We start from the raw sequence: 13,558 nt of genomic DNA, 5'->3' as shown, positions 1-13,558 counted from the left end.
AAATTGCCTATTTCTACAGCAGTTTTCCAAATTATTCATTGGTGTAATATTGGAACAAGACATTGATTTTGACTTTGGTGCTAGAAATTTGGGACTATTTTTTGCTCCAGAATCGATAGCACACAGAAAAAGGAGATTCCTTAACCGATAACCAATGAAATTATAACTAGATAGATCTTAATTGAGGAATAAAATGTCCAGAAAAAAAATTCAAATCGCATTTGTGATCATATGCCTTTTGTTAGTTATTATTACTTTAAACTCTTTTGTGTGGCATAACTCTTTTATTGACAAAGAAGAAACCAATAATGAAAATAGAAGTTCATTTTTCATAAATAATTGGGGTAATACAAGTCATGAAGTTACTGTAGAATTATTTAACTCAAAAAACGCTTCTGTATTTAACGAATTATATATTTCAGTTCCTGGAGAGACTATAGAAAGCCAATTTCCAATTACACCGGTACCAGGAGTAGAAATTAAAGTCACATTAGATAACAGTGTCACCAAGACCTTAATTGTTTCAAAGGATTTAATAGGCCTAACACTATACATCGACATAGATATAATGCCCAATGACCCATTGATCCTAGGTCCTGCTCTTCCATGATTTAGTGGTAGAGCTCATCCCAAAACCAATCTCATTCCCAAATCCGTAAAGTTTTAGAACCAGAAGGAAGTTTAATCTGATCATTTTCATCAGAAAAAGAGAGCAAGATAGCTTCTTCCTCTATAAAAGAAGAAATGATTTTATCATATGAAAGATTCCTGAAACATTTGATCGTCCACTGGTACAGGATTGGTGTTTTCAAAATAGAATACCCAACGCGACTTTTGATTGCGTTTTGATGCTTTTGTAACACGATGGCTCTACAAACGCCAAATTTCCGGAAAAAGAACGAGGCTAGACGTTATTACGATTACTGTGAAATAATAACAACGGAATACAAATGGACGACCAAACATTTCACAACAAAGAATTTTATCATAGAAGAAATACTGTATTTAAAGTGCCAACTTTTGTTATAAAATTAGGGTCCTCTAAAAGTGATCTGTTTTTAAGGATTATTAAGCCTTATTACCATATTAGATTAGGACTTACGCACTTCAAATTCAAAATCAAGCACAGTAGCCATCATATTTAGAATTTGAATTTCAGAAAGTTGTAAGCCTACTGCAGTTGATTTGGTACTTCAAGTGCGTAAGTCCTAAATCAAATATTAAGAAAGAATCTCAGACTCAAAATACTACGAAAAATAGTATCATTTCATACACCATACTAAAAATTTATAAAGAATTAATCCAAAAAAGTTTATTGAGTGTACAAAAAATAACTCTCACAACACATGAACTTGAACACAATTTTGGTGCAACTCATGGTGAAGCATATAGCTGGGATAGTGGATCTTCTCATTACTACACTGCTATGTGGTCTCCTTTCATGGGCTCAACTTACCCTAACTACATGCAGCCTGAATTTTCTAATTTAAATAACCACGGAGACTCTAGTCACAACAATATATTGCACATCGTAACGAATAATAATACAATTGCGGGATTCCAATAAATAGTCCAAGAATTTTAGTAATAATTGTGTAATTTTTAATCTCATCATCAAATCAAAATTATTTAGCTAAGTGAGATAATTACACAATTCTTTTTTAAAGGTATACAATCTCTTTAAAAATTATATGTAAACTATATGCTGGATTGATTATAATTAAGAGGTTAAAATGCCAAGAAGAAGATTTCTAATCATATTTGTAGGTATATGCCTTTTGTTAGTAGGAATTATTGTTTTACCTTCTGTTATTAAGCATTACTCTCTTCCTGACACAAAAGAAAGCGGTAATTCATTTTTCATAAATAATTGGGGTAATAAAAGCCATGAAGTTACTATAGAAATATTTAACTCAAAAAACACCTCTATATTTAATGAATCATATATTTCAGCTCCTGATAAAAATATACGTAGCCAATTTCCAACTAAATTGGCACCGGGGACATACATTGAAGTTACATTAGACAGCAATATTACCAAGACTCAAACTGTTTCAGAGGATTTAATAGGTTTAGTATTATACATCCAAATAGATATGGTGCCCAATGACCCACTGATCCTAAGTATTGCTCTTCCATGATTTAATGGTAGAGCTCATCCCAAAACCAATCTCATTCCCAAATCCATAAAGTTTCAGAACCAGAAGGAAGTTTAATCTGACCATTTCATCAGAAAAAGAGAGCAAGATAGCTTCTTCCTCTATAAAGGAATAAATGGTTTTATCATCTGAAAGATTCCTGAAACATTTCATAACAAAGAATTTTATCATAGAAGAAATACTGTATTTAAAGTGCCAACTTTTGTTATAAAATTAGGGTCCTCTAAAAGTGATATGTTTTTAAGGATTATTAAGCCTTATTTACCATATTAGATATAATATTAGTGTTTTCCCAATAAAGGTACAGTTGATAAATGATTTATTTGCCATTTAAAGGAATAAATGCCCTCAATTTTCTGATTAAAAGCTTTTTAATCTCTATTCTTAATATCAAAGTTCGTATAACGGAAAATGGAATCAGATGCCGCAATTATAAATATAAATTACCAAAAAATAAAGCCTTCATTTAATTCGATTATCTATTTTAAAGCTTAATATCATCTATTTCGCTAAAATATTAGTTTTTAAATAGTACCTTTGTTGGGGGAGCCCTGAATATACGCCTATCAATAAAATAAACATTCTAATCTTCATTTTACACGCTGATTTAGGAGGGCCCTAAAAATGTACGCTCGACGTGCTTTGCAATATCGTCAATGCAGAGGAAGTGCAGGAATTGGCAAATTGAAGCGCTTTCTCTGCTAAGATAGTTATCAAGGGAGTCCTCAAAGAGGACTCCTTTGTATAACAGACTGTTTTTCGACATGAGAACGGAATATCTGGCATTATTTAAAGTTGCCATTGTCGAATAAAGACAAGAACCTATCAGAGTTAGTGAAAAAAGAATAAGTTTTTAAGTCAAAATCCTATTTGAAAGGCTTTTCTTTAAATATCGTTCACCTCGGTAAAAACAAGGGCATGTGTTGGGCAGGCCTCAACACAGGCAGGCAACTCCCTGTCCTGGCAGAGATCGCATTTTATCCCTGCTTCAGCTTGCCTGCTGATTACCCCACGATTGTGATTCATGGAACTGGTCCAGCAGCCCATAACAAGAATTAACTGATATAGGGAAACAAAACGAGAACAAACCGTGGAACAGGTCCAGCAGTCTACGCAGCGTTCCGGGCTATGGGTTATAATGCTGGTAATTGAGTCCTGGGAAAGAGCCTTTGTGGGGCAAACCGAAACACAGGGCGCATCCTTACAGTGATGGCAGGTGATCGGAATTGAGATTTCGGGGCCGGGAAGGTACTCCACAGAAATGCGTCTTTTTGGGGCCGGGTTTTCTCCTAAAGCCGAAAAGAGATTCTTACTCTTTGAATGTGCAACTGCACAGGCAATCTCACAGGATTGACAGCCCAGGCAGCGTTCGGGCCGGATCATCACGTCTTTCATTATAAATCATCTCCGTGATTCCAGGCCCAGCGCCTTTCTTTTTTCGTCAATATGCTCAAGCATAAGATCTGCGGCTTTGAAAGGGTCCGGCTCAACCGCAAAGCTTGCTCCGACTACGTTGTTTAAGTCTTTTGTCAAAAGGGCCGTAACTGCCTGGCTTCCCAGGACAGGTGGAACAGTTCCGAGCACCGTAAACACGCCTGAGGACACCACATAAGCCCCTATACTGACTGCTTTTTCACTCATCCATTCCGGGGCAGCTGCTGCTGCCGGGAGGTCGCTTATGTCCACACCAAGGCGGTTTGCAAGTGCTGACGAAATTAGAAGGATGCGGCTGATATCTACACAGGAACCCATATGCAGGACCGGGGGTATGCCTAGAGCTTTACAGACTGTTTTTAGCCCGTCGCCCGCAAGTTCGGCGGCTTCCGGCAAAAGCAGGCCTGCTTCGGCGCAGGCAATTGCGTTGCAGCCAGTTGTTACCACGAGCACATTGTTTTTGATCAGTTCTTTTACAAGGGTGACATGCCCGTGGTTATGCATTACTTTTATGTTATTGCAGCCGACAACGGCACCTATTCCCCAAACTGCCCCGCTTTTTATCGCCTCAATGAGAGGGTCAGGGCTTCCGCCGAGTGCACTGAGGATAGCTTCGACACTGAAACCGACCATACACTCCTGTTTTTCTTCCGGGATATTTACCTTCTCCGGAATCCTGTTAGGGAAGTTTTCGACGGCTGCTCTAACAATTTCTTTTGCGATTTCATAAGCCCTATCTTCATGGAATTCCATTCTCAAAGTATTGGGAAAATCGGCCTTTGGGGATGTGGATATAAATTTTGTGTGATAGCAGCTAGTAAGTTCTCCAAGAGACGGCATGACGCACTGGACATCCACAACCATAGCTTCCACAGCGCCTGTAATCACTGCCAGTTCCTGCTGGAGAAAGGTTCCTACTATGGGGGTCCCGTGCCGCATCAGGGTCTCGTTGCCAGTACAACAGATCCCGGCAACATTTATTCCTATTGCACCTTTTTCCTGTGCAAGTTTAAGAAGCTCGGGATCTTCTGCAGCCTCCACGATCATTTCTGAGAGAATCGGTTCATGTCCATGGACGATTACGTTTATCTTCTCTCTGGAAAGTACCCCCAGGTTAACAGTGCTTCTTCTCGGCTGCGGGGTTCCGAAGAGTATGTCCTGGACATCTGTGGCAATCATCGAGCCTCCCCAGCCGTCCGAAAGCCCTGTGCGCAGTCCCTGTAACAGGATATGGGTTGCATTGTTGTCCACACCCATATGGGTCCTGTGCATGCATTCTACTATTTCCCGGTCAATTCCTCTGGGCTCTATTCCAAGCTCGGTCCAGAGTTTGAGCCTTGGTCCGGGAGCCCGCTTGGTGCACAGGAGATTTCCGTCCTGTTTTCCAAATTCAAGAAGCAGTGCATGGGCTAGTTCGGCTGCCACTTCCTCGCAACTTTTTCCCTCTACAGCAATTCCATACTCCAATGCAATGGATAACAGTTTTGTTTCGTCTCTTATCCTATAACTTCCGGCTTTTCCTTCACTCATTTTCTTAAAGGTCAGCACTGCATCTCTTGCATGATCGGAGTGAGCTGCCGCACCTGCAGCAATCATCCTCAGGAGATTTCTTGCAACTATAATATCTGCAGTAGCGCCACATACACCCTTGTCAGCTCCTTCTCCGAAAGGGTCTATTCTGCAGGGGCCCATGTTGCAGTTCCGACAGCAGACTCCAAGCTGTCCGAAACCGCATTGAGGCAGTTGTTTCTCATACCTATCCCAGACAGTCTCCATACCTTCTTCTTTGGCTTTCCAGAGCATAGCCTGGCTTGCAGTGTCAATACTTTTCTCATGTATTTCTTGTTTCATCTCATATCCCACACTTTTCTTTATTGCTTCTGGAACTAGCCGGTGTTTCGTTTCTGGCTTCTGATTTTAAGAATGAATCCCAAAATTCGTGATTCTCATAATTAACCCGCTGATTCTTTATTCCTTAATTCAGATTGTCTTATATAAAAATCGGCTAATCTAAAAAATTCTTCAAAATTATCAAATGTTATTGTTTTATAAACTTTTTGAAAAAGCTGCATTTTAATTCTTAAAGTTGTAACATCCGATATAACTGATATAATTTTCAAACCATAAGTGCCTGTAAATATATAGATTACATTAAAATAGGAAGATGAATTGAATACCGTAAATAGAGGGATAAAGTTCACATCCACAGGACGAAGAAAAAATGAGGATTAGAAATAATGTTATCCCTGCTAAATGTAAAATTATGTCTCATCTATCGTAAAGCGGCTTTAACGGTGAATTTTGGTGAAAAAAGATCTTATGGATATTCTGGCTTGCCCTGTATGTAAGGGCGCCCTGATTCTGAACGTTGTCGAAGAAAACGAAGAAGAGGTCATTTCAGGAACTCTCTACTGCCCTGTATGCAAGGAGCATTATCCTATAGATGAGGGAATTCCCAATTTGCTTCCTCCTGACCTCAGGAATTGATGTGAGGGTTAAACTTGCAACAGATATTCCAGAATGTTATTATCAACCGTCAGGAAATAAACTCAATAGAGTTTGAAAACGAAAACATGGAGATCTCCCTTTATCCCGGCGGAGAGCAGACTTTTGAAATCCTGGTCACAAATTACGGATCTCCAACCCATATCCACCTTTCAGTAAGTGAAGAGTTAAAAGGCCAGATCACTTTTTTGAGGGATAATCCGTATGTGCTTCAAAAAGAATATGTTTCCGCAGTTGCAAGAATCCCGCAAGAAGGCAGGGTGCTTACAAAAGGGCAGATCTATATCACAGCAGGTTACGGCTCAAGAAAGAAAGGTTTTCCAGTACAGCTTGGAAAAGTTGATTCAAAGCCGCAAGAAAGCTCAAAGGATGAGTCCTACATATGGGAAAATGAGGGAGATCTGAAGTCTCAAGGGTTCTCAACTCTACCTGTAATGAAAAATTCTCGCCCAAAATCAGGAAATGCAAACAGACGTGGCGGGCTGTTTTCTTCTATCCGTAAAGGCTTTACAGGAAACTTTTCAGCTTTCAAGGGGACAAGAGCTCATAAAAATACAGGTCGGAATGAAAAGCTTCTTCTGAATATGGCTTTTGGGGGTCTTCTACTGCTCATATTCTCATTCTTCCTCTACTTCATTCTGCCATCGAGCTTACAGTTCAGTGTTAGCTTTACCCAGTCACTTTTGTTTTCAATCTTTTTCGTGACATGTATGACATACATCTTGCTAAAAATTGCAGAGGAAAGTTAAGCATCTTCGGGAAACTAAAACCTCTGGGTCTCTAGCCCAGGGGCAGTTCACATCTTCTTTTCCCTCATTCCGTGTTTCGTGTGCCATCTATGGTTCTTAATATCATTTTTGTAGATTAGTCCTCTCGAACACAGCGAGAAGGATCCTGTGCTGTTGCGATTACATCGCAACTCCCAGAAAATCTCGGATTTCCTGTGATCCCGAAGCGGAACTCGGGAAGGACAGCGCACTGCAGTTCCCGGTTCTTCTCGCTGAGCTCGGGCGACTGAGCTTGTTTTTTATTGGAATTTATATTTTAGTTCCATTCCTTATTTAAACCTGTTCTTTTTTGAAAGTAGAGAGTATTTTTTATATCATGAGGATATTGGTATTGTGTTCGTACAAAGGATTAATGACAGATTTCGTAGCTATTTATTTGATTATTTTCTGGTCTAAAGTTCATGTGATTATCCTTTTAGTCTAAAACCGCTGTTAGGAAAATTGTTGAGGAAGATTATCATGAAATATATCGTAGTTACCGGTGGGGTCATGAGCGGGCTTGGAAAAGGCATCACCATCGCATCCATTGGTAGAAACCTTAAAAACAAAGGTTATAAAGTTACAGCTATCAAGATCGACCCTTACATCAATATTGATGCAGGAACCATGAGTCCCTATCAGCACGGGGAAGTCTTTGTGCTCAAGGACGGAGGTGAAGTCGACCTGGATCTTGGGAATTATGAGCGGTTCCTTGATACGGAACTTACAAGGGACCATAACCTCACCACAGGCAAGATTTACCAGGAGGTCATTTCCAAAGAGAGAAGAGGAGATTATCTCGGAAAAACCGTCCAGATTATTCCCCATGTTACAAACGAGATCAAAAACAGGATCAGGAAGGTTGCGGCCCGGAGCGGGGCTGATATCTGTCTTATTGAAATCGGAGGGACTGTTGGGGATATTGAAAGCATGCCTTTCCTTGAGGCTGTACGCCAAATGCACAGGGAAGAGCCTGCCGAAAATATCGTCTTTATTCATGTGACCCTGGCTATGGAAGACCTTCAGGGTGAGCAAAAAACCAAGCCTTCCCAGCATTCCGTAAAGGAACTCAGAGCTCTTGGTCTCAGCCCTGAAGTGATCGTTGTAAGGTCAAAGTCTCCTCTTCAGGAAAGTGCCAAAGAGAAAATCGCCCTCTTTTGTGACGTGCCTCAGGAACTGGTTATCAGCGCCCATGATGCCGACGACATTTATGAAGTTCCTCTTGAGATCGAAGAGCAGGGATTGACCACCCAGCTAATGAAGCACCTTCAACTGGAATCAAGTGTCGAAAGCAGTGGGTGGAAGGATATGGTCGCAAGAATGAAATCCACAACCGATAAGGTCAAACTGGCAATTGTGGGAAAATACACCAATCTTGAGGATTCTTACCTCAGCATCCTTGAGGCTGTCAAACATGGGGGAATAGACAACAGGTGCAAGGTTGAGGTCAACATGGTTGAAGCTGAAACCCTCGAAGAAGATCCGGCAGAGGTTGAGAAGCTCCTTCAGTTTGACGGAATCCTTATTCCGGGTGGCTTTGGTGGGCGCGGCACGGAAGGCAAGATGAAGGCGATAAAGTTTGCCAGGGAAAACAATATCCCGTTCCTTGGGATCTGCCTGGGCATGCAGCTTGCAGTCATTGAATTTGCCCGAAATGTGGCTAATCTTGGAAAGGCAAACAGTACGGAGTTTGACGAAGATACCCCCTACCCGGTAATTGATATTCTGCCGGAGCAGACAGGTATTGCTAATATGGGCGGCACGATGCGCCTTGGGGACTATGAAGCTCTCCTCAAAGAAGGTTCTATTGCCACAGAACTCTATGGAACCAATTACATTGTCGAGCGCCACCGTCACAGGTACGAGGTTAATCCGGAGTTCGTGGACAGGCTGGAATCCTTTGGCATTATCTTTTCCGGCAAAAACAAGAACAGAATGGAGATTGCCGAGATTCCTGGCAAACGTTTCTTCTTTGCTTCCCAGTTCCATCCCGAGTTCAGGTCAAGACCGGGAAGGCCGTCTCCTCCGTTCGATGGTCTTGTCAGGGCCATGTGTAAATACAGTAAGGAAAAAGAAGGAATACAGTAAGGAAAGAGCAGGAATTAAGTAAGGAAAGAGCAGGAATTAAGTAAGGAAAGAGCAGGAATTAAGTAAGGAAAGAGAAGAGCGGTAATTCAGGTAAAAGTTATTTGAGGGAATCTATCGTTTTTAATTCCCTTTTCATCCTTTTTCTGCCTTTCTTAATCCTTATTAACCCTACCAAGTCTAATCTGATCCCTGTAATATCCTGTTACCGGATAAATTACACTTTTGATATAACCTGACATTCCTGCTAAAGAATGTTTCTCTCGCGGGAAACTGATAAATACTTTCAAAACTGAAAATAGTAGATTACGGCGATATCTGTTTAGGCACCTCATTTCAGTAACGCCTGTAACAGATATTGCAACTTCACTAAAGTCTATGAAGGTACGCACTATGGCAATGTCTAAAAAAGATATGGATAAGAAGAAGATCGCTAAGAAGGAAAAGATGGGAGAGCTGGAAAAAATGGCTTCCGCAGGCAGCAAGGATGCAAAGAAGAAGCTTGCAAAGGAAATCAAGAAGAAAAAATAATTCCCGAATAAGTGTCTCTTTTCTATATAGCGTGTGAGAAGATCAGGGGATTATTTACCCCGATCCCACCCAATTTTTATTTAAAAATCATACAATCAAGAGTACTATTTTAATTATTTTCTCATATCGTTTTTAACCATTTGGTCCTCTAAAAGGAAACGTAATTTCGATACTTTCTTTTTCATAAATGTTTCAAAAATCTTAGAACATTTAAAAAATTTATCTTCAGTAATCTACAGTTAACCGTATTATTCTCTCACTACTTATTTTTATCTTTATTGGCATTCAGCCCGCAGAATTTTCTAACTTTATATGGTTTCTCAACTCCAGATTATCGGGTCTAATGAACTTGATTTCTCAGGCTTCTTGAGCACTTTTTAAAACCTGTTTGGTTTTTGAGAGCAATCGATGAATTTATCACTTTAAGTTTCAATTTCTTAAAATATACTTATTGTAATCACTATATCTTTACTTTTATTTTTACTAAGTTTTATATACTTTGAAAGACGGAATAACTCCAGGTGATTATAATGGAGACTATAAGTTTTTCAGATGCTTTTAAATATCCTTTCAAAACTCCGAAAAGACTTCTTTATGCACTCTGGTTGATCATTCCGATTCTGGGTTGGTTTGCACTCTTCGGTTATATCGTAAGGCTGGTTAATGAGTTTGTCGAGGGCAGGTATGAAGGGCTTATCAAACTCGATTTTATGGAAGATCTGAAGCTCGGGTTCATAACTTTCCTGAAGAGTCTTCCTTTCTACATCGCATATGTGGCTATAGTTTTTGCAGCAACATTTGTCAGTGAAACCCTGGGAAACCTTGTTAATTTGCTGCTCGGATTTTTTGTAGTCCCTATTCTTGTGGTTAACTTCTTCAGGAAGCAAACCCTTGAGTCTTTCTTTGAGTTTCAATTGCTGGATATTGTCAGGAACAACCTTGGAGATTATGTCATGGCAGTACTGAAACAGTACGCTCTTGTTATTATCTTTGCAATCCTTTCAATTGTACTCGTGGGCATACCCGCCATATTCTTTACAAATTCAATATTCATTGCAAACTTCTACGGAAGACTTGTTGAACAAAAGCGCACCCTGGCCTAAAAACCCAGTTTAAATCATCCTCTGACAGTTTAACCCGGATAAATTTTAGTTTCAGACCAGATTTTCCTGGCTGAATTACATTTTTATTTTATTTTTCTCACAAGTGGCTATAGGAGGCCTGTATGCGGCTTGCTTTGTAAATTTGATTTGGTGATCAAGTGAGGGTCTGTAAAATGAGAGTTTGTAAATTAAAGATTGCTTTTGCAGCTTTTACATTGATAATTATCCAATTATCTTTATTTTGTGGAGTCCATGTAGTCAGTGCCATTCCAAAAGAGCCGGAAATGGAGTCTTTAATCCGGAATCTTAGCGCTTCGGACTTAAATGTTAAAACAGATTCCGTAAAAGCCCTGGTTGAAATTGGAGAACCTGCAGTTGAACCTTTAATCCTGGCGCTTGGAGTTGAAGATCCGGAGCTCCGGGAGAATGCAGCCGTAACCTTAGGTAAGATAAAGGACGAAAGAGCCGTGGAACCGCTTATCGGACTGCTTACGGACGAAGAGTGGGAAGTCGAACAAGCTGGAAACAATGCTCTTATTGCAATCGGAAAACCTGCCGTAGAGCCCCTTATTAAGATTTTACAGGATGAAAACGAAAGTGTTTTTCTCCAGAGAGAAGCAGTACAAGTCCTTGCAGGAATCGGAGATGAGAGAGCAATACAGCCCATGATTCAGGCGCTAAAAGAAGAGCCTGAGCTTGATGCAGATCTGGGTTATTCTCTGGGTCTGATGGGGGAACCTGCCGTGGAACCTTTGATCCGGGCCCTTGGTGACGAAGATCCGAACGTCCGGGTGCGCGCGGCTGAAGCTCTCGGTAGAATCGGGGATAAGCGCGCAGTTATGCCGCTCACAGATGCTCTAAACGATGAAAATGAAATGGTCCGGACATTTGCAAAACTAGGGCTTAAAAGCATTGGATCTCAACGCGAAAATACATTAATTGCCACTTACGGAAAAGAAGGCGAGTTCTATATAGAAGATCAGAGGCGAGAATGGTACGATCAACTCGATACAATCTGTAAACTTGCAAGAAACGATATGGAACCTTATATGTATCCGGAGGGGCCGGTCGTAAGCTATGGCTGGGGCATTGAGAATCGCATAGGAGTAGGAATTCTGGAAGGCTCGGAAGTTAATAATTCTACTCTTGACAATATTTACGATGTATTTGACATGGTGGGAAAAGAGATCGGAGTTAACGATGTGCCTGTTGTATTCCGTTATGAAGGATTCGTTCAAATGGAAACCGCACAGGAAGTAGCAGAAGATATAGAGAAAAATAACAAAACAGAAGAAACAGATAAAGAACCGGAAGAAACTGACAAAACGGCCGGAGATGTGCGGAAGTCCAGGCCTATTCCAGAGCTTAAGTTCGTTTTTTCATTGTTAAGTACATTAACAGCAGCATTTTATATGAATAAATCTTAATTTAAATTTTAATCTGAATCTTCAATCTGGATAGGTATGAGTATCTTGCTTGGACTTTATGTAGATTCTTTCACTTTTTTTCATTTTTCAGGAATGTCGCTCGCATTCTGCGAGCGTCTGCAGGATGGATGCTAAATACCAGGTGTTTGGAGATAATCATATGCAGAAAGCACGGACATGTCCTCACCGCACCCCGGCCTCTTCAGTCTTCAGCTCATCTGCAACGGGTCTACCTTCATGTATTCCCGGAGTACGGTTGTTGCATAACTCCCCTTAGGCAGCATAAACTTCAGAACTGCTTTTGACTTTCCGGGATTCAGTTCGTCTTCTGCAACCTCAAATTTTGGCTCCACTTGCAAGAGGACTTCCCTGCGGATCCCTTTAGAGCTCATTTCAGGGATTTCTTCTATATTGAAACCTGTTAGAGGGACTTTGAGTTCCTGAATAACTTCTTGCTCTATTTCTCCCGGGATGCCTGAGGCAAATTCTGTGTTATAGCCTGGGAGGGGAGCAGTTATGAAGGCGCGATTTCTTTTTATCAGGCGGTTCATAGCATTCACCGTCTCTGCCGTAACCTTTTCAGTTTTTGAAGAGTCAGGCAAGCCGACATCGTTCTTAAAACAGACAATATCGCCTTCTACAGCCTGATTTAAGGGAATGCCTTTTTCTATCCTGCGGCAGATAATTATATTGTATATATATGACTGGTAACCGTGCACAAACATCCTGTAGAGGTTTTTCGGGAGAACTAGAAAAGAGCCTGCAAAGTCATCCGGATTTGCTATCAGATGGTTCATCATCGCTCTTTCGTGCCCAAGGCGGAGAGGATAGGTTTTCAGGCCTTCCTTGAAATCGCGGGTTTCTTTGACGGACTGGCGGGCTTTTTTTGTTTCTTCCGGCTCAGCAGGAAAAGAGTCGGCAATATAAAGCAGGGCAGCTTTTTCAAAGTCTCCTTCCACAATGGCTTTTCCTACCAAATGAGTAACAGGACGAACAGAGCCGAAACGCTGAACCCCAAAAAAATTAGGTACGCCTCCCTGAATCAGGATGTCGTTTGTAGTTTTTTCGAGCAGATCCCCGGTTTCCTCTAGAGAGCCGGCTATATCCCGGATTGTAATTATGAACTCATTTCCCCAAAGGTCCCCCAGTTCTACTGATTTTCGGGAGCGTCCCAGGACTTTCAGCTCGATATCTTTTAAATGAATTTTTTCGATCTCAGAAGCATCAATATCAAAAATGCTGATTTTCTGCGTTGTGAGTGCACGTTTGTCCTTTGTGCCTGCAACGCTGATCCGCTTCTGGCTTATCTGCAGGATTTTTGAGAGAGTCCTTGTAAGGTGGTGTGTGTCCCAGTCGTGCTTTATAAGCTCAAGAACAAGGTATTTTCCTTCCGTTCCTTCCTCTCTATTAGTGATCTCTTTAACAATAAAGTCCTCCACTTCCTGGCGGAGCTGCCCTCCGAGGCCGTCTGTACCCGTGGAGTAAATGTCTATCCCTATCTGTTTTTCAATTTCCGGCACTTGCATGGGTTGAATACACTCCTCTAT

The 13,558-nt window shown here is 40.9% G+C and carries 12 protein-coding genes; 8 read left to right on the top strand and 4 right to left on the bottom strand.

The features are described from left to right. The first annotated feature begins 193 nt into the window (after positions 1-193). Together RG963_RS02440 and RG963_RS02435 are read left to right on the top strand one after the other, a co-directional pair. On the top strand, positions 194-610 hold the full coding sequence (locus RG963_RS02440; RefSeq protein ID WP_310574687.1) for a hypothetical protein: 417 nt from the start codon (positions 194-196) through the stop codon (positions 608-610). Between the two features lie 1,123 nt (positions 611-1,733). Then, positions 1,734-2,141: a hypothetical protein gene (locus RG963_RS02435; protein ID WP_310574686.1), complete on the top strand. Its 408-nt coding sequence runs from the start codon at positions 1,734-1,736 to the stop codon at positions 2,139-2,141. A 625-nt stretch (positions 2,142-2,766) separates the two neighbouring features. Here RG963_RS02435 and RG963_RS02430 read toward each other — a convergent pair. From RG963_RS02430 to cooS, 3 genes are all read right to left on the bottom strand, one after another. After that, positions 2,767-2,925: a hypothetical protein gene (locus tag RG963_RS02430; RefSeq protein ID WP_396654682.1), complete on the bottom strand. Its 159-nt coding sequence runs from the start codon at positions 2,923-2,925 to the stop codon at positions 2,767-2,769. A 119-nt stretch (positions 2,926-3,044) separates the two neighbouring features. Further along, on the bottom strand, positions 3,045-3,554 hold the full coding sequence (locus RG963_RS02425; RefSeq protein WP_310574685.1) for a 4Fe-4S dicluster domain-containing protein: 510 nt from the start codon (positions 3,552-3,554) through the stop codon (positions 3,045-3,047). Between the two features lie 6 nt (positions 3,555-3,560). Next, positions 3,561-5,444, bottom strand: coding sequence for an anaerobic carbon-monoxide dehydrogenase catalytic subunit (gene cooS, locus RG963_RS02420; protein ID WP_310574684.1), 1,884 nt, complete (start codon positions 5,442-5,444; stop codon positions 3,561-3,563). Positions 5,445-5,897: 453 nt separating this feature from the next. Here cooS and RG963_RS02415 point away from each other — a divergent pair, with 453 nt between their 5' ends. From RG963_RS02415 to RG963_RS02390, 6 genes are all read left to right on the top strand, one after another. Then, a complete protein-coding gene (locus RG963_RS02415; RefSeq protein ID WP_310574683.1) occupies positions 5,898-6,080 on the top strand; it encodes a methytransferase partner Trm112 in 183 nt (60 codons plus the stop codon). A gap of 14 nt (positions 6,081-6,094) precedes the next feature. Next, positions 6,095-6,847 (top strand): DUF7524 family protein, encoded by a 753-nt coding sequence (locus RG963_RS02410; RefSeq protein ID WP_310574682.1) that lies wholly within the window; start codon positions 6,095-6,097, stop codon positions 6,845-6,847. Between the two features lie 498 nt (positions 6,848-7,345). After that, positions 7,346-8,953, top strand: a complete 1,608-nt coding sequence (gene pyrG / locus RG963_RS02405; protein ID WP_310574681.1) for a glutamine hydrolyzing CTP synthase — start codon at positions 7,346-7,348, stop codon at positions 8,951-8,953. Positions 8,954-9,343: 390 nt separating this feature from the next. Then, complete coding sequence (locus RG963_RS02400) at positions 9,344-9,481, top strand: hypothetical protein (protein ID WP_310574680.1); 138 nt, start codon at positions 9,344-9,346, stop codon at positions 9,479-9,481. A 530-nt stretch (positions 9,482-10,011) separates the two neighbouring features. Beyond that, positions 10,012-10,584 carry a DUF4013 domain-containing protein gene (locus RG963_RS02395; protein WP_310574679.1) on the top strand — a complete coding sequence of 191 codons (573 nt, stop codon included), beginning with the start codon at positions 10,012-10,014 and terminating at the stop codon, positions 10,582-10,584. A gap of 173 nt (positions 10,585-10,757) precedes the next feature. After that, positions 10,758-12,011, top strand: a complete 1,254-nt coding sequence (locus RG963_RS02390) for a HEAT repeat domain-containing protein (RefSeq protein WP_310574678.1) — start codon at positions 10,758-10,760, stop codon at positions 12,009-12,011. Positions 12,012-12,220: 209 nt separating this feature from the next. Here the strand turns inward: RG963_RS02390 and truD are convergent, their stop codons facing one another. Further along, positions 12,221-13,537, bottom strand: a complete 1,317-nt coding sequence (truD, locus tag RG963_RS02385; protein ID WP_310574677.1) for a tRNA pseudouridine(13) synthase TruD — start codon at positions 13,535-13,537, stop codon at positions 12,221-12,223. Between the last annotated feature and the right edge of the window lie 21 nt (positions 13,538-13,558).

It is taken from the genome of Methanosarcina baikalica (assembly GCF_031461075.1).
Lineage (GTDB): Archaea > Halobacteriota > Methanosarcinia > Methanosarcinales > Methanosarcinaceae > Methanosarcina > Methanosarcina baikalica.
This window is presented reverse-complemented; position numbering and strand designations above follow the sequence as displayed.